General features: G+C 71.1%; 20 protein-coding genes. 16 read left to right on the forward strand and 4 right to left on the reverse strand.

What is annotated here, in order from left to right; all coding sequences use genetic code 11:
- Positions 1-7 precede the first annotated feature (7 nt).
- The gene (locus ACV7NM_RS25945; protein ID WP_463412533.1) at positions 8-694 is read right to left on the reverse strand and encodes a potassium channel family protein; all 687 of its coding nucleotides are present in this window, start codon (positions 692-694) and stop codon (positions 8-10) included.
- A 67-nt stretch (positions 695-761) separates the two neighbouring features.
- Here ACV7NM_RS25945 and ACV7NM_RS25950 point away from each other — a divergent pair, with 67 nt between their 5' ends.
- Entirely contained in the window at positions 762-1,322 is a 561-nt protein-coding gene (locus ACV7NM_RS25950; RefSeq protein WP_463412534.1) for an HIT family protein, read from the forward strand.
- A gap of 36 nt (positions 1,323-1,358) precedes the next feature.
- Here the strand turns inward: ACV7NM_RS25950 and ACV7NM_RS25955 are convergent, their stop codons facing one another.
- On the reverse strand, positions 1,359-3,008 hold the full coding sequence (locus tag ACV7NM_RS25955; protein ID WP_463412535.1) for a hypothetical protein: 1,650 nt from the start codon (positions 3,006-3,008) through the stop codon (positions 1,359-1,361).
- A 139-nt stretch (positions 3,009-3,147) separates the two neighbouring features.
- Entirely contained in the window at positions 3,148-5,343 is a 2,196-nt protein-coding gene (locus ACV7NM_RS25960) for an elongation factor G-like protein EF-G2 (RefSeq protein ID WP_463412536.1), read from the reverse strand.
- Between the two features lie 243 nt (positions 5,344-5,586).
- Between ACV7NM_RS25960 and pgsA the strand changes: the two genes are divergently transcribed.
- From pgsA to ACV7NM_RS26035, 15 genes are all read left to right on the forward strand, one after another.
- Positions 5,587-6,252: a phosphatidylinositol phosphate synthase gene (gene pgsA, locus ACV7NM_RS25965; RefSeq protein WP_463412537.1), complete on the forward strand. Its 666-nt coding sequence runs from the start codon at positions 5,587-5,589 to the stop codon at positions 6,250-6,252.
- Positions 6,252-7,154, forward strand: a complete 903-nt coding sequence (locus ACV7NM_RS25970) for a phosphatidylinositol mannoside acyltransferase (protein ID WP_463412538.1) — start codon at positions 6,252-6,254, stop codon at positions 7,152-7,154. The genes pgsA and ACV7NM_RS25970 overlap by 1 nt, the downstream gene beginning before the upstream one ends.
- On the forward strand, positions 7,154-8,314 hold the full coding sequence (locus ACV7NM_RS25975) for a glycosyltransferase family 4 protein (RefSeq protein WP_463412539.1): 1,161 nt from the start codon (positions 7,154-7,156) through the stop codon (positions 8,312-8,314). Before ACV7NM_RS25970 ends, ACV7NM_RS25975 begins: the two co-directional genes overlap by 1 nt.
- 211 nt (positions 8,315-8,525) lie before the next feature.
- Entirely contained in the window at positions 8,526-9,065 is a 540-nt protein-coding gene (locus tag ACV7NM_RS25980) for a LemA family protein (RefSeq protein WP_463412540.1), read from the forward strand.
- A gap of 159 nt (positions 9,066-9,224) precedes the next feature.
- The gene (pdxS, locus tag ACV7NM_RS25985; RefSeq protein WP_030157377.1) at positions 9,225-10,142 is read left to right on the forward strand and encodes a pyridoxal 5'-phosphate synthase lyase subunit PdxS; all 918 of its coding nucleotides are present in this window, start codon (positions 9,225-9,227) and stop codon (positions 10,140-10,142) included.
- Positions 10,142-10,732, forward strand: a complete 591-nt coding sequence (pdxT, locus tag ACV7NM_RS25990) for a pyridoxal 5'-phosphate synthase glutaminase subunit PdxT (protein ID WP_463412541.1) — start codon at positions 10,142-10,144, stop codon at positions 10,730-10,732. Before pdxS ends, pdxT begins: the two co-directional genes overlap by 1 nt.
- A 57-nt stretch (positions 10,733-10,789) precedes the next feature.
- The gene (locus ACV7NM_RS25995) at positions 10,790-11,542 is read left to right on the forward strand and encodes a YebC/PmpR family DNA-binding transcriptional regulator (RefSeq protein ID WP_329193708.1); all 753 of its coding nucleotides are present in this window, start codon (positions 10,790-10,792) and stop codon (positions 11,540-11,542) included.
- A gap of 127 nt (positions 11,543-11,669) precedes the next feature.
- The gene (ruvC, locus tag ACV7NM_RS26000; RefSeq protein WP_463412542.1) at positions 11,670-12,206 is read left to right on the forward strand and encodes a crossover junction endodeoxyribonuclease RuvC; all 537 of its coding nucleotides are present in this window, start codon (positions 11,670-11,672) and stop codon (positions 12,204-12,206) included.
- Positions 12,203-12,829 (forward strand): Holliday junction branch migration protein RuvA, encoded by a 627-nt coding sequence (gene ruvA, locus ACV7NM_RS26005; RefSeq protein ID WP_463412543.1) that lies wholly within the window; start codon positions 12,203-12,205, stop codon positions 12,827-12,829. Before ruvC ends, ruvA begins: the two co-directional genes overlap by 4 nt.
- A 143-nt stretch (positions 12,830-12,972) precedes the next feature.
- On the forward strand, positions 12,973-14,031 hold the full coding sequence (gene ruvB / locus ACV7NM_RS26010) for a Holliday junction branch migration DNA helicase RuvB (RefSeq protein WP_463412544.1): 1,059 nt from the start codon (positions 12,973-12,975) through the stop codon (positions 14,029-14,031).
- Between the two features lie 163 nt (positions 14,032-14,194).
- Entirely contained in the window at positions 14,195-14,677 is a 483-nt protein-coding gene (gene yajC / locus ACV7NM_RS26015) for a preprotein translocase subunit YajC (RefSeq protein ID WP_463412545.1), read from the forward strand.
- Between the two features lie 153 nt (positions 14,678-14,830).
- The gene (gene secD, locus ACV7NM_RS26020; RefSeq protein ID WP_463412546.1) at positions 14,831-16,648 is read left to right on the forward strand and encodes a protein translocase subunit SecD; all 1,818 of its coding nucleotides are present in this window, start codon (positions 14,831-14,833) and stop codon (positions 16,646-16,648) included.
- Between the two features lies 1 nt (position 16,649).
- Positions 16,650-17,711 (forward strand): protein translocase subunit SecF, encoded by a 1,062-nt coding sequence (gene secF, locus ACV7NM_RS26025; RefSeq protein ID WP_463412547.1) that lies wholly within the window; start codon positions 16,650-16,652, stop codon positions 17,709-17,711.
- Positions 17,708-18,259 (forward strand): adenine phosphoribosyltransferase, encoded by a 552-nt coding sequence (locus ACV7NM_RS26030; RefSeq protein ID WP_463412548.1) that lies wholly within the window; start codon positions 17,708-17,710, stop codon positions 18,257-18,259. Before secF ends, ACV7NM_RS26030 begins: the two co-directional genes overlap by 4 nt.
- A gap of 199 nt (positions 18,260-18,458) precedes the next feature.
- Positions 18,459-20,921 (forward strand): RelA/SpoT family protein, encoded by a 2,463-nt coding sequence (locus ACV7NM_RS26035; RefSeq protein ID WP_463412549.1) that lies wholly within the window; start codon positions 18,459-18,461, stop codon positions 20,919-20,921.
- Positions 20,922-21,001: 80 nt separating this feature from the next.
- On the opposite strand, the gene ACV7NM_RS26040 is transcribed toward ACV7NM_RS26035, so the two are convergent.
- Positions 21,002-22,231 carry a DUF349 domain-containing protein gene (locus ACV7NM_RS26040; RefSeq protein WP_463412550.1) on the reverse strand — a complete coding sequence of 410 codons (1,230 nt, stop codon included), beginning with the start codon at positions 22,229-22,231 and terminating at the stop codon, positions 21,002-21,004.
- Positions 22,232-22,250: the final 19 nt, after the last annotated feature.

Below are 22,250 nucleotides of genomic sequence, written 5' to 3' on the forward strand. Positions count from 1 at the left end.
ACGGCCCTCAGGGAGCCCCCGCAGAACGTCGGTTCTCCGGGGGCTCCGCCTCGTCCTCGCGGCGGAACACCTGGAGCAGCCAGGAGGAGAACGAACCGGTGACCGCGCCCAGCAGCGCCAGCCCGCACAGCATCAGCCCCACGGCGATCAACCGCCCCACAGGGGTCACCGGCACCACGTCGCCGTAGCCGACCGTCGTCAGGGTCGTGCAGACCCACCACACCGAGTCGCCGAACGTGCGGATCGAGGCGCCGGGGGCGTCCCGCTCCTGGTCGAAAACGGCGAGCGCGCCCGAGAACCCCAGCAGGAGGCCGGCCAGACCGGCGTACGTGATCACGCGTACGTGCAGCTCACGGCGCGCGCGGTGGGTCTTGGCCTGGACGGCGTCGTGGAGCTTGACCACCCGCAGGGGCCGCAGCTGCGGCAGGAGCACGATGAGCGTGTCCAGCCAGTGGCGGCCGACGAAAGACAGCGGCCGCCGGCGGCTCAGCACCAGCCGGACCAGGTAGTCGGCGATGAAGCACGCCCACGTCAGGCCGGTCACCGCCAGCGCCACGTCGCGCAGGACCTCGCTCGCCCCGGTGGCGAGCACCCGAACCGCGTAGCTCGCGGTGAAGAGCAGGGAGGCGTAGAACAAGGGCAGCTCGCTGCGGCGCTCCCAGGCCGCCTCCCGGGTCGTCCGATCGTCGCGCATCCGCCCAGCATGGCCGGTCCACGGCCGGTGTACGCCCCGGCGACACGCCCACGGAGGGCAAGGTCATATGCTGCTTCCCATGACGAGTGAGCCGGAGCAGCAGATCGGTGTGGGTACGCAGGACGCGTTCCAGCGTCTGTGGACGCCCCACCGGATGGCCTACATCCAGGGCGAGAACAAGCCGACCGGGCCGGAGTCCGGGGACGGCTGTCCCTTCTGCGGGATTCCGGAGATGTCCGACGAGGACGGGCTGATCGTGGCCCGCGGCACGTACGTGTACGCCGTGCTGAACCTCTACCCGTACAACGGCGGACACCTGATGGTCGTCCCCTACCGGCACGTCGCCGACTACACCGAACTGGACGGCCCCGAGACGGCCGAGCTCGCGGAGCTCACCAAGCGGGCCATGACCGCGCTCCGCAAGGCCTCGGGGGCCCACGGCTTCAACATCGGCATGAACCAGGGCGCGGCGGCCGGAGCGGGAATCGCCGCGCACCTGCACCAGCACATCGTGCCCCGTTGGGGCGGGGACACGAACTTCATGCCGGTGGTCGGCCACACCAAGGTGTTGCCCCAACTCCTCGCGGACACCCGCCGGATGCTCGCGGAGGCCTGGCCGACCGACTGACCGGGGTGCCGGCCGGTCGGACCACCGACCGGCCGCCTAGGCGTCGTAGACGTCCGCCTTGCGCGGGGCGGGCTCCTGGATGACGCCGCTCATGATGGACGAGCGGTTCATGAAGCGGTCGGTGTCGACGCCGTTCTCCTCCAGCACCCGGAACGCGGCGGCGTGCACCGCCCGCAGGACCGGGGTCACCGTGCGCAGGGCGTCGTCCGCCATGAACCGGTGGCGCCACATCGAACCCGCCCAGACGTGGCGGACACCGAAGGGCTCCGGGAGGATCAGCTTGCCGCCCAGGTAGTCCAGTATCGGCGGGTACCAGCTCAGCGGGGCGCGCACGGCCAGGCGCACCACCTCGTCCGCGTCCACCAGCGGCAGCCCGCGTTCCACCGTCTCCCAGAACCGGACGGACTTGGGAACCTCGACGGTCTTGGGCGCGGACTTCGTGGTGAACAGGCCGTGCACGGGACCGAGCGCGTGCGCGGTGACGTCCACCCGCAGGGTCTTGTACAGCACGGTGACGGTCACCAGCATGGTGATCACCAGCTGGCCGTCCCAGAGCGGGTATTGGATGCCCAGGTAGTGCCGGTTGCCCGCGCTGAACTGTTGCTCGTTGCAGATCCGGGTGATCTCGTGCGGCTTCACCAGGAAGGTGTCGACGTCCTCACCGGTGGGGCGGGCCACCTCGGTGGCGCCCTCGCCGATCGGGGTGACGATCCAGTGCTGGATCGAGGCGGTAGGGAAGCCGCCGGTGTGCAGGGGGCCGCGCTCCAGCTTGCGCAGTTCGGTGTCGACGGCGCGTATGACGTCCCAGCTGCGGAACGGGTGGATCTCGGCGCCCTCGGTCTTGGGGACCAGTTCCTCGGCCATCTGCCAGCTGCCCCAGCGGGTGCCCATGCCGAGGATGCCCTTGGGGCCGGCGTAGAAGACGGAGTTGCTGCGGTCCTCGGCGGTCAGTCTCGCCAACTGCCGGCGCAGGTCCTCGCGGGCCTTCTCGTCGGGGTTGCCGGGCACGGCCTCGGGGATCTTCGCGGCCACCCCGCCGCCGCCGAGCAGACCGTCCCAGCGCGAGCGCATGTCGACCGCGGTCGTCTCGCAGAGCCGGCGGGCCAGGAACCAGCCCACGGTCGGGGCGATGACCATGGCACGCAGGTAGAGGCCGAAGAACCCGGTGAACGGCAGCCGGAACATCAGTACGGCGATGACCAGCGCGACGCCGACCAGCAGCGCCGTGCCCACCCAGGACCCCCGCTTGCCCCTGCCGAGCGACTTGCGGAGCTGGAACAGGCCCAGCCAGAGCAGCAGTCCGGGCAGGAACAGCACCCCGCACACGAGGGTGATCAGGCGCAGCTTGCGGTCGCGCTCCTTGCGGATGCGGGACGCGGCCAGGCAGTGCTCGACGACGGTCTGCGGGTCGGCGCCGAAGGACTGGATCAGCGGCTTGCGCCCGGCGCCCAGGGTGCGGGCCTCCACGGCCCGGCAGAAGGCCTCGCCGAGATTGGGTTCCAGGAGGGAGATCTTGCCCGGCTTGATCTTCGACTCGTGGTACTCGTTGTTGGCCTTGAGGATCTCGTCGACCTTGCCGTCGCGGTACGCGGCGGAGGCCAGCGCGTTGGTCGCCGCGGTCTGCCCGCCGCCCCCCTGGAGCGGGATCTGCGCCCCGGGCCTGAAGTCGAATCCGTCGTCCGCCACCGTTGCCCCCATCGACGTGCCGTCATGCGTTCGCCCCGCCCAAGAGCCTATCGGCGGAGCTCACCCCGTGGTCATGGGACAGGGAAATACCGCCCACCGCAACACGGTTGAATGGGCGGCATCCCGTGTGCTATGTCGGTTAACTTCCCTTCTCGGCCTGTTCGCGAACCTTGTCCGCCAACTGCGGGGGCATCGGCTCGTGCCGGGCGTACGTACGGCTGAACCCGCCCGTGCCGTGGGACACGGAGCGCAGCTCCACCGCGTACCGGCCGATCTCGATCTCGGGGATCTCGGCCCGCACCCGGGTCCGCCCGGGACCGGCCTGGTCGGTGCCGACGACGCGGCCGCGACGGCCCGCGAGGTCGCTCATGACGGGGCCGACGTACTCGTCCGGGACCAGGACGTCGAGTTCCGCGACGGGTTCCAGGAGGTGGATCGGCGCCTCGGCGGCGGCTTCGCGCAGGGCGAGGGCGCCCGCGGTCTGGAAGGCGGCGTCGGAGGAGTCCACCGAGTGCGCCTTGCCGTCGAGCAGGGTGACGCGTACGTCGACCAGCGGATAGCCGGCCGCGACTCCCCGGGCGGCCTGGGCGCGTACGCCCTTCTCCACGGACGGGATGAACTGGCGGGGCACGGACCCGCCCACCACCTTGTCGACGAACTCGACGCCGCTGCCCGGCGGGAGGGGTTCGACCTCGATCTCGCAGATGGCGAACTGGCCGTGGCCACCCGACTGTTTGACGTGCCGACCGCGTCCGGCGGCCTTGGCGCCGAAGGTCTCGCGCAGGCTCACCTTGTGGGGGACGGGGTCGACCTGGACCCCGTAGCGGGTGCGCAGCCGTTCCAGCGCGACGTCCTGGTGGGCCTCGCCGAGGCACCACAGGACGAGCTGTCCGGTGTGCGGGTTCTGCTCCAGCCGCATGGTCGGGTCCTCGGCGACGAGCCGGGCCAGACCCTGGGAGAGCTTGTCCTCGTCGGCTTTGCTGTGGGCCTCGATGGCCAGGGGCAGCAGCGGTTCGGGCATCGGCCAGGGCTCCATGAGGAGCGGGCCGTCCTTGGCGGAGAGGGTGTCGCCGGTTTCGGCGCGGGCCAGTTTGGCGACGCACGCGAGGTCGCCCGCGATGACGTGGGTGAGGGTGCGCTGCTGCTTGCCGAAGGGCGAGGTCAGGGCGCCGACCCGCTCGTCGACATCATGATCGTCGTGGCCCCGGTCGGCCAGTCCGTGCCCGCTGACGTGCACGGTCTCCTCCGGGCGCAGGGTGCCGGAGAAGACGCGGACGAGGGAGACGCGACCCACGTACGGGTCGGAGGAGGTCTTGACCACCTCGGCGAGGAGCGGCCCGTCCGGGTCGCAGGTGACCTCGGGGCGCGCCGCGCCGTCGGGGGCGGTGACGGTGAGCGGCGGACGTTCCAAGGGGGTGGGGAATCCGCCGGTGACCAGTTCGAGGAGTTCGACGGTGCCGAGGCCCTGGCGGGCCCCCTCGGCGGCGGGCGCCGCCATCAGGACGGGGTGGAAGGTGCCGCGCGCGACGGCCCGCTCCAGATCGTCGACGAGGGTCTTGAGGTCGATGTCCTCGCCGCCGAGGTAGCGGTCCATCAGGGTCTCGTCCTCGCTCTCCGCGATGATCCCCTCGATCAGGCGGGAGCGGGCCTCGGAGATCAGCGCGAGCTCGGCCGGGTCCGGGTCCCGTTCGGCGCGCTCGCCGGAGGTGTAGTCGTAGACCCGCTGGGAGAGCAGCCCGAGGAGTCCGGTGACGGGCGCGTGCCCGTCGGGACCGGCGGGGCCGTGCAGGGGCAGGTAGAGGGGGATGACGGCGTCCGGGTCCTCGCCGCCGAAGCTTTCGCCGCAGATCGAGGTCATCTGGGCGTAATCCGCCCGGGCTGCCTCCAAATGGGTGATGACGATGGCCCTGGGCATGCCCACGGCCTCGCATTCGTCCCACACCATGCGGGTGGCCCCGTCGATGCCGTCGGCCGCGGAGACGACGAAAAGGGCCGCGTCCGCGGCGCGCAGACCGGCCCTGAGTTCCCCGACGAAGTCGGCGTATCCGGGGGTGTCCAACAAATTGATCTTGATTCCGCCCCACTCGACCGGCACGAGGGACAGCTGTATGGAGCGTCGGCGGCGTTGTTCGATCTCGTCGTAGTCCGAGACGGTGGCCCCGTCCTCGACCCGTCCGGCCCGGTTCACGGCCCCCGCCGTGAGCGCCAGGGCTTCGACCAGCGTGGTCTTCCCGGCGCCGCTGTGGCCGACCAGCACGACGTTCCGTACGGATGCGGGGCGGTCGGCCGTCAGTGCCCTGCCGGCGGCCCCGGCTTGGTGTGATGTGGCTCCCATGGTGATCGTGCCTCCCGGTGTCGCGGTGAGGAGGGTGACTGGGGTTCTTCGAGCTTTGCACCGCCGTCACACTGCGTCCATACGTCGTACCGGGCGCTGTCCGGACCGTTGACCTACGGGTGGCGCGCGGATTGTCCGGCGAGAACCGGTGGGTGCGGGGCGGTGGGGGTCCGGGGCGCCGGCTACGATGGGCCAGCCGGTGGCCGATGGGGCCGTGCGGCCCAGCGACCCTCCGGGAAGGCCATGCTGAACAAGTACGCGCGTGCATTCTTCACGCGTGTTCTCACGCCATTCGCCGCTTTTCTCCTCCGTCGGGGGGTGAGCCCGGACGCCGTCACGCTGATCGGCACGGCCGGAGTGGTGGCGGGAGCGCTGGTCTTCTTCCCCAGGGGCGAGTTCTTCTGGGGCACGATCACCATCACCCTCTTCGTCTTCTCCGACCTGGTGGACGGGAACATGGCCCGCCAGGCCGGGGTCTCCAGCCGCTGGGGCGCGTTCCTCGACTCCACGCTCGACCGGGTGGCCGACGCGGCGATCTTCGGCGGACTCGCGCTCTGGTACGCGGGCTCCGGCCACGACAACGTGCTGTGCGCGGTGGCGATCTTCTGCCTGGCCAGTGGGCAGGTGGTCTCGTACACCAAGGCCCGCGGCGAGGCGATCGGGCTTCCGGTCGCCGTCAACGGGCTCGTCGAGCGCGCCGAGAGGCTGGTGATCTCGCTGGTCGCGGCCGGCCTGTCCGGCCTCCAGACCTTCGGCGTGCCGTCGTGGATCGGCGTACTGCTGCCGATCGCGCTGTGGGTGGTGGCCGCGGGCTCGCTCGTCACGCTGATCCAGCGCGTGGTCACGGTACGGCGCGAGGCGGCGGAAGCCGACGCCGAGGCGCACCTGTCCGAGGGCGGCGCGGCCTGATGGGCGCGGCGCGGGACAAGCTCGTCGACGGGCTCTACGGGCTCGGCTGGGCGGCCGTCAAAAGGCTGCCCGAGCCGGCCGCGGTGGCCCTGGGCCGCCGGATCGCCGACGTGGCGTGGAAGCGGCGGGGCAAGAGCGTGTTGCGGCTGGAGTCGAACCTGGCCCGGGTCGTGCCCGACGCCGGTCCGGAGCGGCTGCGGGAGCTGTCCAGGGCGGGCATGCGCTCGTACATGCGGTACTGGATGGAGTCCTTTCGGCTGCCGACGATGGACGCGCGGCGGTTCTCCGCCGACGTGGAGATGGCCGACGAGCACATCCTGCGCGAGGCCATCGCCTCGGGGCGCGGGGTCATCGTGGCCCTGCCGCACCTGGCGAACTGGGACCTGGCCGGGGCCTGGGCGACCGGCCACCTCGGCATCCCGTTCACCACGGTCGCCGAGCGGCTCAAGCCGGAGTCCCTGTACGACCGGTTCGTGGCCTACCGCGAGAGCCTGGGCATGGAGGTACTGCCGCACAGCGGCGGCGCCGCCTTCGGCACCCTCGCCCGCAGGCTCCGCTCCGGCGGCCTGGTCTGTCTGGTCGCCGACCGGGACCTGTCCGCCTCCGGTGTCGAGGTGGACTTCTTCGGCGCGGCGGCGCGGATGCCCGCCGGGCCCGCGCTGCTGGCGCAGCAGACCGGGGCGGCGCTGCTGCCGGCCACCCTGTACTACGGCGACACCCCGCGGATGTACGGGCGCATCCACCCCGAGGTGGCGGTCCCGGAAACCGGGACCCGGACCGAGAAGGCCGCCGTCATGACGCAGGCGGTCGCCGACGCGTTCGCCGCGGGCATCGCGGCGCACCCCGAGGACTGGCACATGTTGCAGCGGCTGTGGCTGGACGATCTGGAGGAGCGCGCCTAGTGAAGATCGGCATCGTGTGCCCGTACTCGTGGGACGTGCCGGGCGGCGTCCAGTTCCACATCCGGGACCTGGCGGAACACCTGATCCGCCTGGGCCACGAGGTGTCGGTGCTCGCCCCGGCGGACGACGAGACCCCGCTGCCGCCGTACGTGGTCTCGGCGGGGCGGGCGGTGCCGGTGCCCTACAACGGGTCCGTCGCCCGGCTGAACTTCGGCTTCCTGTCGGCGGCCCGGGTGCGGCGCTGGCTCCACGACGGGGTCTTCGACGTGATCCACATCCACGAGCCCGCCTCCCCGTCACTGGGACTGCTGTCCTGCTGGGCGGCGCAGGGCCCGATCGTGGCCACCTTCCACACCTCCAACCCCCGCTCCCGGGCGATGATCGCCGCCTACCCGATCCTCCAACCGGCCCTGGAGAAGATCAGCGCCCGGATCGCGGTGAGCGAGTACGCGCGGCGCACCCTGGTCGAGCACCTGGGCGGGGACGCCGTCGTCATCCCCAACGGGGTGGACGTGGACTTCTTCGCCTCGGCCTCGCCCAAGGCGGAGTGGGGCGGCACGACCCTGGGCTTCATCGGACGCATCGACGAACCGCGCAAGGGCCTGCCGGTCCTCATGGCGGCGTTCCCGAAGATCGTCGAGGAGTGCCCGGAGGTACGCCTCCTGGTGGCCGGCCGCGGTGACGAGGAGGAGGCGGTGGCCTCCCTCCCGGCCGACCTGCGCTCGCGGGTGGAGTTCCTCGGCATGGTCTCGGACGAGGACAAGGCCCGGCTGCTGCGCAGCGTCGACGTGTACGTCGCTCCCAACACGGGCGGGGAGAGCTTCGGGATCATCCTGGTCGAGGCGCTGTCGGCCGGGGCGCCGGTCCTGGCCTCCGACCTGGACGCGTTCGCCCAGGTCCTGGACCAGGGCCGGGCGGGCGACCTCTTCGCGAACGAGGACTCCGACGCGCTGGCCGCCGCCGCGGTGCGCCTGCTGCGCGACCCGGCCCGCCGCGAGGAACTGAGCGCCCGCGGCTCCGCGCACGTCCGCCGCTTCGACTGGTCGACGGTCGGCGCGGACATCCTGGCCGTCTACGAAACGGTCACGGACGGCGCGGCGGCGGTCGCCACGGACGAACGCGTCAGCCTCCGCACCCGCCTGGGCCTGAGCCGGGACTAGGTCCTGTCGTCAAAGTAGCGCCGTCAAGGCCCGGGGTGTCCGGTGCCGTGCATCGCAAGGCGGAGGGGCGCCCGTGTACTGGACGTACTCGGGCGCTCCGACAACGCGGCGAGGTGCGGTACCGGACACCCCGGGCCAGGCGGGACTTTGACGACAGGGCCTATCGGCCGCCGCACAAGCCGTTTGGGCGTGGACGGTAGGCTCGCCGTCCGTGATCGAAACCCTTGTCTGGATCGCCCTCGCGCTCGGTGTCGTCGGCGTGTACCTGAGCTGGACCGCCGGGCGGCTCGACCGGCTGCACTCGCGGATGGACGCCGCGCGGGCCGCGCTCGACGCGCAGTTGGTGCGCCGCGCCTCCGTGGTGCTGGAGGTCGCCACCTCGGGGGTGCTCGACCCCGCCTCCTCGCTGGTGCTGTACGAGTCGGCGCACGCCGCCCGGCAGGCCGAGGAGGAGCAGCGCGAGGTGGCGGAGAGCGAGCTGAGCCAGGCGCTGCGCGCCGTGTTCGCCGACGTGGACCAGGTCGAGGCGGTGAAGGCGGCGCCCGGCGGGGTGAAGGCCGCGGAGGAGCTGGCGGCGGCCGTGCGCAGGGTGCCGATGGCGCGCCGCTTCCACAACGACGCCGTACGGGCCGCCCGGGCGCTGCGCAGGCACCGCAAGGTGCGCTGGTTCCGACTGGCGGGCCACGCCCCCTTCCCGCTCGCCTTCGAGATGGACGACGAGCCGCCCGCGGACCTCGCCGACCGGCCCTAGCAGGTCCCCCGGCACGTGCGGACGGGCGCATTTGTACCCGATGGCCAAATCGGAAGGAGCCACCGGCTCCTCATTGGCCCTTGCAGTGGACTGGACTCGGGGGGTTTGCTCAGTGCTGTAGTACCGCAGCACCCTTCTTCCTTCGAGTGAGGTCAATCCGTGAGCACGCTTCCCTCCACCCCGCAGTCCGCTGAGTCGGCTATCGGCACCTCCCGCGTCAAGCGCGGTATGGCCGAGCAGCTCAAGGGCGGCGTGATCATGGACGTGGTCAACGCCGAGCAGGCGAAGATCGCCGAGGACGCCGGCGCCGTCGCCGTCATGGCCCTGGAGCGGGTCCCGGCCGACATCCGCAAGGACGGCGGGGTCGCCCGCATGTCCGACCCGAACATGATCGAAGAGATCATCGAGGCCGTCTCGATCCCCGTCATGGCCAAGTCCCGCATCGGCCACTTCGTCGAGGCCCAGGTCCTGCAGTCCCTCGGCGTCGACTACATCGACGAGTCCGAGGTCCTGACCCCGGCCGACGAGGTCAACCACTCCGACAAGTGGGCGTTCACCACCCCCTTCGTCTGTGGCGCCACCAACCTCGGTGAGGCCCTGCGCCGCATCGCCGAGGGCGCGGCGATGATCCGCTCCAAGGGCGAGGCCGGCACCGGCAACGTCGTCGAGGCCGTCCGTCACCTGCGCCAGATCAAGAACGAGATCGCCAAGCTGCGCGGCTTCGACAACAACGAGCTGTACGCCGCCGCCAAGGAGCTGCGCGCCCCGTACGAGCTGGTCAAGGAAGTCGCCGAGCTCGGCAAGCTCCCCGTCGTGCTGTTCTCCGCCGGTGGCGTGGCCACCCCGGCCGACGCCGCCCTGATGCGCCAGCTCGGCGCCGAGGGCGTGTTCGTCGGCTCCGGCATCTTCAAGTCGGGCGACCCGGCCAAGCGCGCCGCCGCCATCGTGAAGGCCACCACCTTCTACGACGACCCGAAGATCATCGCGGACGCCTCCCGCAACCTGGGCGAGGCCATGGTCGGCATCAACTGCGACACCCTGCCCGAGGCCGAGCGTTACGCCAACCGGGGCTGGTAATGACGACTCCCACCATCGGCGTCCTGGCTCTCCAGGGCGATGTACGGGAGCACCTGATCGCCCTGGCCGCGGCTGACGCCGTGGCCAGGCCGGTCCGGCGTCCCGAGGAGCTCACCGAGGTCGACGCCCTGGTGATCCCCGGCGGCGAGTCGACGACCATGTCGAAGCTCGCCGTGCTGTTCGGGATGCTGGAGCCGCTGCGCGAGCGCGTACGGGCCGGCATGCCGGTCTACGGCACCTGCGCAGGCATGATCATGCTCGCGGACAAGCTGCTGGACGGTCGTGAGGACCAGGAGACGCTCGGCGGCATCGACATGATCGTGCGCCGCAACGCCTTCGGCCGGCAGAACGAGTCGTTCGAGGCGAAGGTCGACTTCGCGGGCATCGACGGCGGCCCCGTGGAGGGCGTCTTCATCCGCGCCCCCTGGGTCGAGTCGGTCGGCGCCGCCGCCGAGGTGCTCGCCACGTACGACGGCCACACCGTCGCCGTCCGGCAGGGCAACGTGCTGGCCACCTCGTTCCACCCGGAACTCACCGGCGACGACCGCGTTCACGCTTACTTCGTCGACATGGTGCGCGCGGGGCTGTGAACGGGTCCCGGTAGGATCGGGTACGAACACTGTTGGTGACGCGAAGGAGACAGGCGGATGTCCGGCCACTCTAAATGGGCTACGACCAAGCACAAGAAGGCCGTGATCGATGCCAAGCGCGGCAAGCTCTTCGCGAAGCTGATCAAGAACATCGAGGTCGCGGCCCGTATGGGCGGCGCCGACATCGACGGCAACCCGACGCTCTTCGACGCCATCCAGAAGGCCAAGAAGAGCTCGGTCCCGAACAAGAACATCGACTCCGCGGTCAAGCGCGGCGGCGGCCTCGAGGCCGGCGGCGCCGACTACGAGACGATCATGTACGAAGGCTACGGCCCGAACGGCGTCGCGGTGCTCATCGAGTGCCTCACCGACAACCGCAACCGTGCCGCCTCGGACGTCCGCGTGGCCATGACCCGCAACGGCGGATCGATGGCCGACCCGGGCTCGGTCTCGTACCTGTTCAACCGCAAGGGCGTCGTCCTGCTGCCCAAGGGCGAGCTCACCGAGGACGACGTCCTGGAGACGGTGCTCGAGGCCGGTGCCGAAGAGGTCAACGACAACGGCGACACCTTCGAGATCATCAGTGAGCCCACCGACATGGTCGCGGTCCGCACCGCGCTCCAGGAGGCGGGCATCGACTACGACTCGGCCGACTCCAGCTTCGTCCCGACCATGCAGGTCGAGCTGGACGAGGAGGGCGCGCGCAAGATCTTCAAGCTGATCGACGCGCTGGAGGACAGCGACGACGTGCAGAACGTCTTCGCCAACTTCGACGTCTCGGACGAGGTCATGGAGAAGGTCGACGCCTAACCGGCGCCCCACACTTCGCATCAGTGCGACGGGCCGACAGGACACGTCCTGTCGGCCCGTCGTCATGTCAGTGGGGCCCGATAGCCTGCACGTGCACACGGACAGGCGATCGAAGAAGGGGGGCGAAGTGCGCGTACTCGGTGTGGACCCCGGGCTGACGCGGTGTGGTGTCGGCGTGGTCGAGGGGGTCGCCGGCCGTCCCCTGACGATGCTCGGCGTCGGGGTCGTACGGACGCCGGCCGACGCCGAGTTGGGGCTCCGGCTCGTCGCCGTAGAGCGCGGCATCGAGGAGTGGCTCGACGAGTACCGGCCCGAAGTCGTCGCCGTGGAGCGGGTCTTCAGCCAGCACAACGTCAGCACGGTGATGGGCACCGCCCAGGCCAGCGCCGTCGCCATGCTGTGCGCGGCCCGGCGCGGCCTGCCGGTGGCCCTGCACACCCCGAGCGAGGTCAAGGCCGCCGTCACCGGCGCGGGCCGGGCCGACAAGGCGCAGGTCGGTTCGATGGTGACCCGGCTGCTGCGGCTGTCGGCACCACCGAAACCCGCCGACGCCGCCGACGCCCTCGCGCTCGCCATCTGCCACATCTGGCGGGCCCCCGCCCAAAACCGCCTCCAGCAGGCGCTCGCCCAGCATGCCTCCGCCGTGAAAGGCCGCCCCTCATGATCGCGTTCGTCAGCGGCCCGGTCGCCGCCCTCGCCCCCACCCTGGCCGTGATCGAGGTCGGCGGAGTGGGCATGGCCGTGCAGTGCACGCCCGCAACCATTGCCGGCCTGCGCCTGGGGGAGACGGCCCGGCTGGCGACGTCCCTGGTCGTACGGGAGGACTCGCTCACCCTCTACGGCTTCGCCGACGACGACGAACGGCAGGTCTTCGAGCTGCTCCAGACCGCCAGCGGGGTCGGCCCGCGGCTGGCGCAGGCCATGCTCGGGGTCCACAGCCCCGACGCGCTCCGCCTGGCCGTCTCGACCGGGGACGAGAAGGCCCTGACGGCGGTCCCCGGCATCGGCAAGAAGGGCGCGCAGAAGCTGCTGCTGGAGCTCAAGGACAAGCTGGGCGCGCCGTTGGGAGCCGTGGTGGGGGCGCAGCGGGCCGCCGCGGCCGGTCCCGCCCCCTGGACGGAGCAGCTCGCCGCCGCGCTGATCGGCCTCGGGTACGCCTCCCGCGAGGCCGAGGAGGCCGTCACGGCGGTGACCCCGCAGGCGGAGGCCGCCATCGCCGCGGGCGGCTCGGCCCCGGTCCCACAGCTGCTGCGCGCCGCGCTCCAGTCCCTGAACCGGGCCCGCTGAACCGGGTCGGTCCGGCCCTGGCCGCACCGGGCCGCGTCGAACCGGCCCGCTGAACCGGGCCGGGCCGCACCGGGCAGCTGAACCGGACACCGCCGCGAGCGGGACGATGATCACCGTACGAACCGAGAAGGCAGACTGAGACCGTGAACTGGGACGACGAGAGCGACCGCATTGTCGCGGCGGCGGCGGACGGCGAGGACACCGCCGTCGAGGCCGCCCTGCGCCCCAAGGACCTCGGGGAGTTCGTCGGCCAGGAGAAGGTCCGCCAGCAGCTGGACCTCGTCCTCAAGGCGGCCCGCCAGCGCGGGGCCACCGCCGACCACGTCCTGCTCTCCGGCGCTCCCGGCCTCGGCAAGACCACCCTCTCCATGATCATCGCGGCCGAGATGGGCGCGCCCATCCGGATCACCTCCGGCCCCGCCATCCAGCACGCCGGAGACCTCGCCGCGATCCTCTCGTCCCTCCAGGAGGGCGAGGTGCTCTTCCTGGACGAGATCCACCGCATGTCCCGGCCCGCCGAGGAGATGCTGTACATGGCCATGGAGGACTTCCGCGTCGACGTGATCGTGGGCAAGGGGCCGGGAGCCACCGCGATCCCGCTGGAGCTGCCGCCCTTCACCCTGGTCGGCGCCACCACCCGCGCCGGGCTGCTCCCGCCGCCGCTGCGCGACCGGTTCGGTTTCACCGGGCACATGGAGTTCTACGCCCCCGAGGAGCTGGAACGCGTCATCCACCGTTCCGCCCGCCTCCTCGACGTGGAGATCGACACCGCCGGGGCCGCCGAGATCGCCGGACGTTCGCGCGGCACCCCGCGCATCGCCAACCGCCTCCTGCGCCGTGTCCGGGACTACGCCCAGGTGCGGGCCGACGGAGTGATCAACCGTGAGATCGCCGGTACGGCCCTCCAGGTCTACGAAGTGGACGCGCGCGGACTCGACCGGCTGGACCGGGCCGTGCTGGAGGCGCTGCTCAAGCTGTTCGGCGGCGGCCCCGTCGGTCTGTCGACCCTCGCCGTCGCCGTGGGGGAGGAACGCGAGACCGTCGAGGAGGTGGCCGAGCCCTTCCTGGTCCGCGAGGGTCTGCTGGCCCGTACCCCGCGCGGGCGGATCGCGACCCCCGCCGCATGGGCTCACCTGGGCCTTGTCCCGCCCGGGCAAGGCGCCAGTGGATCAAGCGGACAACAGGGCTTGTTCGGGGCGTGACGGCGCGGAGGTTCGACCGTCCAGGAACCGCGGTGCCATGCTGGGCGTTGTTCCATCGGTGCGGACTCGCCTAGACTCCGCCGATGCCGACCCTTCGGGTCGGTATGCCCACCCCCGTAGAAAAGGCCGCCTCCCGCGCGGTCGTGCGAAGGATCTTCGTCCCGTGAATATCGGCATGCTCCTCCCATTCATCGTGCTCATCGGGGCGATGTTCCTGATGACCCGCTCCGCCAAGAAGAAGCAGCAGGCTGCCGCGCAGATGCGCGAACACCTGGCGCCGGGCACCGGCGTCCGCACCATCGGCGGCATGTACGCCACCGTCAAGGAGATCGGCGACGACACCCTCACCCTTGAGGTGGCCCCCGGTGTCCACGCGATCTACGCCAAGAACGCCATCGGCGCGGTCCTGGAGGACGCGGAGTACAACCGCATCGTCCACGGCATCACCGATGAGCCGATCGACGACGCGCCGGTCGTACCGGACGACGCCTCCTCGCTCACCGCGGGCGAGACGGACGAGCCGGTCAAGACCGACCTCTCCAAGGACCAGGACGAAGCTCCCAAGCTCGACCTGGGCAAGAAGGACGAGCCCAAGGGCGACGAGCCGAAGGACGGCAAGACCGACGGCGAGGCCGGCGCCAAGTAGCGACCGGCCGGGGACCGCGACGGCGCCTGACCGGCGGCCGGCGCGGCCCCCGTCAGCGACACTTCTGCGGGGGGCAGGGGTCCCCACCACACATTTCGTGGCCGTCCGCGCGCTGACCCGGCGCGGGGCGGTTGGACAGGGAGATACGACAAGGTGGCAGCACCGAAGAAGGGCCGGCGGCCCACGGGGGCTCAGGGGAGGCCGGGGCGCGCCCTGGCCATCATCCTGATCGCGATGGTGGCGCTCACCGCGGGGATGTTCCTCACGAAGCAGACGACGCCCCGGCTGGGCATCGACCTCGCGGGCGGCACGAGCATCACGCTCAAGGCCAAGAGCGAGCCCGGCAAGCCGGACGCGGTCAACGAGACCAACATGAACACGGCGGTCGGCATCATCGAGCGCCGCGTCAACGGTCTCGGCGTCTCGGAGGCCGAGGTCCAGACCCAGGGCCGCGACCACATCATCGTGAACATCCCCCGCGGGATGAACGAGCAGCAGGCGCGCCAGCAGGTCGGCACGACCGCCCAGCTGTACTTCCGCCCCGTCCTGGCCTTCGCCGACGGCGCCCCGGCCGCCCCGCAGACGACGCCGAGTCCCTCCACGAGCGGTGCCCCGAGCCCCTCCGCGAGCGGTTCCGGCGCCCCCAAGGCGGAGAGCGGCAAGCCCGGCTCCTCGGCCACCCCGTCGTCCAGCGCCACTTCCCAGGGACGTGTGCTCAGCGAGGCCCTCAAGGCCCCGGGCGCGCCCAGCCCCACTCCCTCGCCCTCGGCGAGCGAGTCGAAGAAGGCAGACGACAAGGCGCCGAACCCGGTCCCGACCCCCTCGGGAGCCGATGCGGCCGTCGCGGACCTCCAGGCGAAGTTCGCCGCGCTGGACTGCAACGACGAGAAGCAGCGCGCCACGGTGGGCAAGGACGTCAAGCCCGAGGACCCGACGCTCGCCTGTGGCAAGCGCGGTACCACCTGGGGCAAGTGGGTGCTCGGCCCGGCCGCCGTCAACGGCCAGGACGTGGACAACGCCAAGGGCGCGATCAACCCGCAGACCGCCCAGTGGATCGTCACGATGCAGTTCACCGACAAGGGCGCCGACAAGTTCGCCAAGGTCACCGGTGAGCTCGCCACCAAGCAGTCCCCGCAGAACCAGTTCGCCATCGTGCTCGACGGCCAGGTCATCTCCGACCCGTCCGTGAGCCAGGCGCTGACCGGCGGCAACGCCGAGATCTCGGGCGGCTTCACCCAGCAGTCCGCGCAGGACCTGGGCAACATGCTGTCGTACGGCGCGCTGCCGCTCTCCTTCCAGGAGGACAGCGTCACCACCGTCACCCCCGCGCTCGGCAGCGAGCAGCTCCAAGCCGGCCTCATTGCGGGCGCCATCGGCCTCGCGCTAGTCGTGATCTACCTGCTCGTGTACTACCGGGGTCTGGCCTTCATCGCCATCGTCAGCCTCCTGGTGTCGGCGGTCCTCACCTACACGATCATGGCGCTGCTCGGCAAGGGCATCGGGTTCGCGCTCAACCTGCCCGCGGTCTGCGGTGCCATCGTCGCGATCGGCATCACCGCGGACTCGTTCATCGTGTACTTCGAGCGAATCCGCGACGAGATCCGTGAGGGCCGCACCCTGCGTCCCGCGGTGGAGCGCGCGTGGCCGAGGGCCCGGCGCACCATCCTGGTCTCCGACTTCGTGTCCTTCCTCGCCGCCGCGGTGCTGTTCATCGTCACCGTCGGCAAGGTGCAGGGCTTCGCCTTCACGCTGGGTCTGACCACCCTGCTCGACGTGGTCGTGGTGTTCCTCTTCACCAAGCCGGTCATGACCCTGCTGGCACGCACGAAGTTCTTCTCCAGCGGCAACCCGTGGTCCGGGCTGGACCCCAAGCGCCTCGGCGCCAAGCCGCCGCTGCGCCGGTCCCGTCGTACCGGCGGCGGAGCGACCGCCGCCGCCGTGCCCGCCCCCGTCGACGCAAAGGAGGCGTGAGATGTCGAAGCTGGGAGATCTCGGCGCCAGGCTGTACCGCGGTGAGGTCGGATACGACTTCGTCGGCAAGCGTTTCCTCTGGTACGGCGTTTCCATCCTGATCACCATCACGGCGATCGTGGCCCTGGCCGTACAGGGCCTCAACATGGGCATCGAGTTCAAGGGCGGTGCCGTCTTCACCACCCCGAAGACGGCCGTCTCGGTCGCCAACGTGACGGAGGACGCCAAGAAGGCCTCCGGTCACGACGCGATCGTCCAGGAGCTCGGCACCGGCGGCATGCGGATCCAGATCTCGGGTCTGAACACCGACGACGCGGCCGGCGTGAAGAAGCAGCTCGCGACCGACCTCAAGGTCGACGCGAACCAGATCAACGCCGACCTGGTCGGCCCCAGCTGGGGCGAGCAGATCGCGAACAAGGCCTGGACGGGCCTCGGCATCTTCATGATCCTCGTGGTGCTCTACCTCGCCATCGCCTTCGAATGGCGGATGGCGGTGGCGGCGCTCGTCGCGCTGATCCACGACCTCACCATCACCGTCGGCGTGTACGCGCTCGTCGGTTTCGAGGTCACGCCGGGCACCGTGATCGGCCTGCTGACGATCCTCGGTTACTCCCTCTACGACACCGTCGTCGTCTTCGACGGTCTCAAGGAGGGCTCGAAGGACATCACCAAGCAGACCCGCTACACGTTCAGCGAGATCGCCAACCGCAGCATCAACGGCACGCTGGTCCGCTCGATCAACACCACGGTCGTGGCGCTGCTCCCGGTCGGCGCGCTCCTGTTCATCGGCGGCGGCTTCCTGGGCGCGGGCATGCTCAACGACATCTCGCTGTCGCTGTTCGTGGGTCTGGCGGCCGGTGCGTACTCCTCGATCTTCATCGCGACCCCGCTGGTCGTCGACCTCAAGGAGCGCGAGCCGGCGATGAAGGCCCTGCGCAAGCGGGTCCTCGCGAAGCGGGCGGCCGCCGCGGCCAAGGGCGAGTCCCCGGACGACGGGTACGAGGCCGAGGACGGCCCGCAGGTCGTCGCGCAGGGCCACGGCCCGGGACGGCGGCGCCGGTGACCGCCTGCACGACCGAGGTGCGCGAGCTGCTCCTCTCCAAGATCAAGGACGTGGCGGACTACCCCAAGCCGGGCGTCACGTTCAAGGACATCACCCCGCTGCTGGCCGATCCGAAGGCCTTCGCGGCACTGACGGACGCGCTCGCGGCCCTGGCGGTGCGGTACGGCGCGACGAAGATCGTCGGGCTGGAGGCGCGCGGGTTCATCCTGGCCGCGCCGGTGGCCGTCCAGGCCGGGATCGGCTTCGTGCCGGTGCGCAAGGCCGGCAAGCTGCCGGGGGCGACGCTCGGGCAGGCCTACGACCTGGAATACGGGACCGCGGAGATCGAGGTCCACGCCGAGGACCTGGCCATCGGCGACCGGGTCATGGTCATCGACGACGTCCTGGCCACCGGTGGCACCGCGGAGGCCTCGCTGTCGCTGATCCGGCGGGCGGGCGCCGAGGTGGCGGGAGTGGCGGTCCTGATGGAGCTGTCCTTCCTGCCCGGCCGCGCGAAGCTGGAGCCTGCTCTGGGCGGCGCCCCGCTGGACGCGCTGATCGTGGTCTGACGGCGCCCCAGCGCCGTGGCGGCGGGCATCCGGGATCTCCCGGGTGCCCGCCGCTTTCGTGTGCGCGTCCGTTCCCCGACCCGGGAGGAGGCTCGGAGAACGAGGGGACGCAACCCTCGCTACCATGGGTTATCCGGACCTGACCGGGGCCCCGGATCCTCCCCCGGACTCCGTCCGGGGGGACCCCCAAGGAGCGCTCTTGCCAGACGAGGCCCAGCCACTCTCCGCCGCGCAGCCCGACCCGCAGCCCGAGCAGGCCGCGGCGACCGCCGCCACGCCCCCGCCCGCCCCGCCGGTCAAGCCCGTGCCGCCGGTGCCGGTCAAGGCCGCCCCGGCGGCCAAGCCCGCTCCGGCGAAGCAGGCCGGGTCCTCCAACCGGGTGCGCGCCCGCCTCGCGCGCCTCGGGGTCCAGCGCTCCAACCCGTACAACCCGGTACTGGAACCGTTGCTGCGCATAGTCCGCAGCAACGACCCGAAGATCGAGACGGCCACCCTGCGCCAGATCGAGCAGGCGTACCAGGTCGCCGAGCGCTGGCACCGGGGGCAGAAGCGCAAGAGCGGTGACCCGTACATCACCCATCCGCTCGCGGTGACGACCATCCTGGCCGAGCTCGGCATGGACCCGGCCACCCTCATGGCGGGTCTGCTGCACGACACGGTCGAGGACACCGAGTACGGCCTGGAGCAGCTCAGACGCGACTTCGGCGACGCGGTCGCCCTGCTGGTCGACGGCGTCACCAAGCTGGACCGGGTCAAGTTCGGCGAGGCCGCGCAGGCCGAGACCGTCCGCAAGATGGTCGTGGCCATGGCCAAGGACCCCCGGGTCCTGGTCATCAAGCTCGCCGACCGCCTGCACAACATGCGCACCATGCGCTACCTCAAGCGGGAGAAGCAGGAGAAGAAGGCCCGCGAGACCCTGGAGATCTACGCCCCGCTGGCGCACCGGCTGGGGATGAACACGATCAAGTGGGAACTCGAAGACCTCTCCTTCGCGATCCTGTACCCGAAGATGTACGACGAGATCGTGCGCCTGGTCGCCGAGCGGGCCCCCAAGCGCGACGAGTACCTCGCGGTCGTCACCGACGAGGTCCAGGCCGACCTCCGGGCGGCCCGGATCAAGGCCACCGTCACCGGCCGGCCCAAGCACTACTACAGCGTCTACCAGAAGATGATCGTGCGGGGCCGCGACTTCGCCGAGATCTACGACCTGGTCGGCATCCGGGTCCTGGTCGACACCGTCCGGGACTGCTACGCGGCCCTCGGCACCGTGCACGCGCGCTGGAACCCGGTCCCCGGCCGGTTCAAGGACTACATCGCGATGCCGAAGTTCAACATGTACCAGTCGCTGCACACGACGGTCATCGGGCCCAGCGGCAAGCCGGTCGAGCTCCAGATCCGCACCTTCGACATGCACCGCCGTGCCGAGTACGGCATCGCCGCGCACTGGAAGTACAAGCAGCAGACCGTCGCGGGCACCTCCAAGGTCCGCACCGACGTCCCGCAGGCCGCCAAGGGCAGCGCCGGGCAGGACACCGTCAACGACATGGCCTGGCTGCGCCAGCTGCTGGACTGGCAGAAGGAGACCGAGGACCCGGGCGAGTTCCTCGACTCGCTGCGGTTCGACCTCTCCCGCAACGAGGTCTTCGTCTTCACGCCCAAGGGTGACGTCATCGCGCTGCCCGCCGGTGCCACCTCGGTGGACTTCGCCTACGCCGTCCACACCGAGGTCGGCCACCGCACCATAGGGGCGCGGGTCAACGGGCGGCTGGTCCCGCTCGAATCGACCCTGGACAACGGCGACTTGGTCGAGGTGTTCACCTCCAAGGCCGAGGGCGCCGGGCCGTCCCGCGACTGGCTGGGCTTCGTCAAGTCCCCGCGCGCCCGCAACAAGATCCGCGCCTGGTTCTCCAAGGAGCGCCGCGACGAGGCCATCGAGCACGGCAAGGACGCCATCGCCCGGGCCATGCGCAAGCAGAACCTGCCGATCCAGCGCATCCTCACGGGCGACTCCCTCGTCACCCTCGCGCACGAGATGCGCTACCCCGACATCTCGTCCCTGTACGCGGCCATCGGCGAGGGCCACGTGGCCGCTCAGGGCGTCGTGCAGAAGCTGGTGCAGGCCCTCGGCGGCGAGGACGCGGCCAACGAGGACATGGAGGAGAGCGTCCCGCCCTCGCGCGGCCGCAAGCGTCGCGGCAGCGCGGACCCGGGCGTGGTCGTCAAGGGCGTCGACGACGTCTGGGTCAAGCTGGCCCGCTGCTGCACCCCGGTACCGGGCGATCCGATCATCGGATTCGTCACGCGAGGCAGCGGCGTATCGGTGCACCGCGCCGACTGCGTCAACGTGGACTCGCTGTCCCAGCAGCCCGAGCGGATGCTGGAGGTCGAGTGGGCGCCCACCCAGTCCTCCGTCTTCCTGGTCGCCATCCAGGTCGAGGCGCTGGACCGGTCCCGGCTGCTGTCGGACGTCACCCGCGTCCTGTCGGACCAGCACGTCAACATCCTCTCGGCGGCCGTGCAGACCTCCCGCGACCGGGTGGCCACCTCCCGGTTCACCTTCGAGATGGGCGACCCGAAGCACCTGGGACACGTCCTCAAGGCCGTACGGGGCGTCGAGGGCGTCTACGACGTCTACCGCGTCACCTCGGCCCGCAGGCCGTAACCCGGGCGCCCACCGGGCCCGGCACGACGACGGGCGCCACCCCCTCGGGGTGGCGCCCGTCGTCGTGACCGCCCGGGGCGTCAGCCCCCGAACTCCTCCAGGCCCTTGAGGGCCTGGTCCAGCAGGGCCTGGCGGCCCTCCAGCTCACGGGAGAGCTTGTCGGCCTTCGCGTTGTTGCCCGTGGCGCGGGCCGCGTCGATCTGCTGGCGCAGCTTGTCGACCGCCGCCTGCAGCTGACCCGTCAGACCGGCCGCACGGGCCCGTGCCTCCGGGTTCGTACGACGCCACTCGCCTTCCTCGGCCTCCTGGATGGCCCGCTCCACGGCGTGCATCCGGCCCTCGACCTTGGGGCGCGCGTCGCGCGGGACGTGGCCGATGGCCTCCCAGCGCTCGTTGAGGGAGCGGAACGCGGCCCGGGCCGCCTTCAGGTCCGTCACCGGGACGAGCTTCTCGGCCTCCTCGGCCAGCTCCTCCTTCAGCTTGAGGTTCTCCACCTGCTCGGCGTCGCGCTCCGCGAAGACCTCGCCGCGGGCCGCGAAGAACACGTCCTGCGCACCGCGGAAACGGTTCCACAGGTCGTCCTCCGCCTCCCGCTGCGCCCGACCCGCCGCCTTCCAGCTCTCCATCAGCTCGCGGTAGCGGGCGGCCGTCGGACCCCAGTCCGTCGACTTCGACAGCGACTCGGCCTCCGCGACCAGCTTCTCCTTGGCCTTGCGGGCCTCCTCGCGCTGCGCGTCCAGTGAGGCGAAGTGCGCCTTGCGGCGCTTGGAGAACGCCGAGCGGGCGTGCGAGAAGCGGTGCCACAGCTCGTCGTCCGACTTGCGGTCGAGCCGGGGCAGCCCCTTCCAGATGTCCACCAGGGCGCGCAGCCGCTCGCCCGCGCTGCGCCACTGGTCGCTCTGCGCCAGCTGCTCGGCCTCGGTGACCAGCGCGTCCTTGGCCGCACGGGCCTCGTCCGCCTGCTTCGCCTTCTGGACCTTGCGCTCCTCGCGCCGCGACTCCACCGTCGCGACCAGCTTGTCCAGCCGCACGCGCAGCGCGCCGAGGTCGCCCACGGCGTGGTGCTCGTCCACCTGCGTGCGCAGGTGGTCGATCGCCGTCTGGGCGTCCTTGGCGGACAGATCGGTGGTCCGCACCCGCCGTTCGAGGAGGCCGATCTCGACCACCAGGCCCTCGTACTTGCGCTCGAAGTAGGCCAGGGCCTCCTCAGGGGTGCCCGCCTGCCAAGAGCCGACGACCTGCTCGCCCTCGGCAGTACGCACGTACACGGTGCCGGTCTCGTCGACTCGGCCCCACGGGTCGCTGCTCACAGCGCCTCCTCCACCTGAT

Source organism: Streptomyces sp. Tek67B01 (genome assembly GCF_055231995.1).

Bases quoted from the DNA above. Each gene is read 5' to 3' on its own strand.
- ACV7NM_RS25945 (WP_463412533.1), bottom strand. From the start codon at position 694: ATGCGCGACGATCGGACGACCCGGGAGGCGGCCTGGGAGCGCCGCAGC.
- ACV7NM_RS25950 (WP_463412534.1), top strand. From the start codon at position 762: ATGCTGCTTCCCATGACGAGTGAGCCGGAGCAGCAGATCGGTGTGGGT.
- ACV7NM_RS25960 (WP_463412536.1), bottom strand. From the start codon at position 5,343: ATGGGAGCCACATCACACCAAGCCGGGGCCGCCGGCAGGGCACTGACG.
- pgsA (WP_463412537.1), top strand. From the start codon at position 5,587: ATGCTGAACAAGTACGCGCGTGCATTCTTCACGCGTGTTCTCACGCCA.
- ACV7NM_RS25970 (WP_463412538.1), top strand. From the start codon at position 6,252: ATGGGCGCGGCGCGGGACAAGCTCGTCGACGGGCTCTACGGGCTCGGC.
- pdxT (WP_463412541.1), top strand. From the start codon at position 10,142: ATGACGACTCCCACCATCGGCGTCCTGGCTCTCCAGGGCGATGTACGG.
- ACV7NM_RS25995 (WP_329193708.1), top strand. From the start codon at position 10,790: ATGTCCGGCCACTCTAAATGGGCTACGACCAAGCACAAGAAGGCCGTG.
- ruvA (WP_463412543.1), top strand. From the start codon at position 12,203: ATGATCGCGTTCGTCAGCGGCCCGGTCGCCGCCCTCGCCCCCACCCTG.
- secF (WP_463412547.1), top strand. From the start codon at position 16,650: ATGTCGAAGCTGGGAGATCTCGGCGCCAGGCTGTACCGCGGTGAGGTC.